Annotated in this window: 2 protein-coding genes and 2 pseudogenes; all 4 read right to left on the bottom strand. The window is 65.2% G+C overall.

Translation table 11 applies throughout. The features are described 5' to 3' along the window. A pseudogene (locus ACCD00_RS30610) lies at positions 1-96 on the bottom strand (DNA lesion error-prone repair protein ImuA); the annotation flags it as partial. Further along, complete coding sequence (gene lexA / locus ACCD00_RS30605; protein WP_413428921.1) at positions 96-713, bottom strand: transcriptional repressor LexA; 618 nt, start codon at positions 711-713, stop codon at positions 96-98. The gene lexA and the pseudogene ACCD00_RS30610, both read right to left, overlap by 1 nt. A gap of 146 nt (positions 714-859) precedes the next feature. Continuing rightward, a pseudogene (locus ACCD00_RS30600) lies at positions 860-1129 on the bottom strand (DUF971 domain-containing protein); the annotation flags it as partial. Continuing rightward, the coding region (locus ACCD00_RS30595; RefSeq protein WP_413428920.1) for a HEAT repeat domain-containing protein at positions 1126-1492 on the bottom strand (367 nt) is incomplete at its 5' end. The gene ACCD00_RS30595 and the pseudogene ACCD00_RS30600, both read right to left, overlap by 4 nt.

The following is a 1492-nucleotide window of genomic DNA, read 5'->3' as shown; positions in this document are numbered from 1 at the left end:
CCCGGTGGGTTGCGGGCTGGCGGCCGCTGGCGCAGGCCTGCCCTTCCAGACCTGGCCAGCATTGAACAGCGTATCCAGCGCAACGACGGCACCCATCAGCCTTGCCTCACCAGGCCACAGAACACGCCTTCGATGGCCAGGTCCCGGTCGGCTTCGACAATAATCGGCTGGTAGGCCGGGTTGCGTGGCAGCAGGCGAACCACATCGCCGACCCGCTCGAAGCGCTTGATGGTGACTTCGCCGTCAAGCCGCGCCACGACGATCTGGCCGTTGAGCGCCTCCGGATTGCGGTGCACGCCCACCAGATCGCCGTCGAGAATACCGTCCTCGATCATCGAGTCACCCCGAACCCGCAGCATGTAGTCCGGCACCCGCGAGAAGATCGACGGATCGAGCAGCAAGCGGCTATGGACCTCCGCATCGGCCCCGATCGGCGCACCGGCCGCCACCCGGCCGAGCACCGGGATGTCCAGCAACTCGGGACGCGGTGGCTGCCCGAGCAGGCGAATGCCCCGGGCCTGGTGCGGGTTGACCTCGATAAACCCGGCTTCGGTCAGCGCCAGCACATGCTTGCGCGCCACGCTACGGGAGGCAAAACCGAACACCTCGCTGATTTCAGCGAGGCTCGGAGGCTGACCATGCTCGGCGATGCGATCGCGGATGAAGGTCAGGATGGCGGTACGGCGGGGAGTCAGAGTCGTCATGGAGTACATTTGTACTCTTTTGGCTTTTGCCTGGCAAGGACCGTGTAGGAGCGAGCCTGCTCGCGAAAACCGTCCAGGCGCACCGGTTCCTCCAATTGCATCGCTTTATCGTTCGCGTCCATCGCGAGCGAGCTCGCTCCTACAGAGGGGCCGGCCAGACCGGAAAGATATGCCCACGGATAAATCCCGCGCTCATGACCATCGCTGAACACCAGTTGCAGTCCATACCCCTGCGAGTGCAATTCAATAACCCGAACCCGCGCATCGACCATCGGCGTCATCCCCCGCATACGAAACGCCCGGCACTGCGAACACGGGCACTGCCGACGCAGTTCGGCGTGGTCCAGCCACTGCTCGCGACCATCCGGCCAGTTCAGTCGCAACTGCTGTTTGCTCCGTGAATTACCCACCGCCAGCGGATTCATTGCAGTTGACTCAAGGCAATGCGCACGGCCTTGCGCACTTCCGGGTCGCCGTCGTCCTGTGCGGCCTGCAATGCCGCGATGGCCCGCGGGTCGTTCAATTCGCCCAGGGCCAGCGCGGCCTCCTTGCGCAGGTTGCTGATGCGGTGGCCGAGGGTGTCGATCAGCGCATCGAGCGCAGGTACAAATCGCAAGCGACCGAGGCTGCGGGTGGCGCGCAGGCGCACTTGCCAGTAATCGTCACCCAAGGCATCGATCAGGGCCGGGCCGGCGTCGAGGTGGCCGACCTTGCCCAGGGTGGTGGCGGCTTCTTCGCGGACTTGCCAGGCGGTGTCCCGCAAGGCTTGGCGCAGGGCCGGCAGCACC

Source organism: Pseudomonas sp. Pseusp3 (assembly GCF_047304225.1).
In the GTDB taxonomy this organism is placed as follows: Bacteria; Pseudomonadota; Gammaproteobacteria; order Pseudomonadales; family Pseudomonadaceae; genus Aquipseudomonas; species Aquipseudomonas fluorescens_CD.
The sequence above is the reverse complement of the archived record's forward strand: the minus strand, read 5'-3'. Positions and strand labels throughout refer to the sequence as shown.

Coding starts and splice junctions, on each gene's coding strand:
- lexA (WP_413428921.1), bottom strand. CDS start 713: ATGTACTCCATGACGACTCTGACTCCCCGCCGTACCGCCATCCTGACC.